A 388-nucleotide genomic window follows, 5' to 3' on the forward strand; every position below is an offset into this window, starting at 1 on the left:
AAATATTACTGATTTAGTTGTTCAAGAAGCTACTAACGGAAGCCTACAAGTGTTTGCGAAACTAACGTATCCGGTTACTGTTTGCGCACGTTGCGGCAAACGTTCCATGGTTAAGAATGGCTTTAAGACCGTTCATATCAGAATTCCTAGAATTAGCGAACGGGTCACCATCCTTAATTTAAAGAAGCAGCGATTTATCTGTAAAAATTGTGGTAAAAGCAGTTTAACAACGACTAAGCTGGTTAAAAAACATCATCAAATATCTGAAAACAGTCTTCATGCCATTGATCTATCATTAACTGAAGACCGTACGATGGTGAGTATTGCGGCTCAATACAATGTCTCAACCAATACGATTATTCGCCGAATAAAGTTACTCGGACAAGGC

General features: G+C 38.7%; 1 protein-coding gene. It reads left to right on the forward strand.

Translation table 11 applies throughout. The annotated features are described in order from the left end of the window. The coding region (locus KGF65_RS16880) for a transposase family protein (protein WP_216748772.1) at window positions 1-388 on the forward strand (388 nt) is incomplete at both ends.

The sequence above is a fragment of the Lactiplantibacillus sp. 30.2.29 genome, assembly GCF_018991255.1.
Lineage (GTDB): Bacteria > Bacillota > Bacilli > Lactobacillales > Lactobacillaceae > Lactiplantibacillus > Lactiplantibacillus pentosus.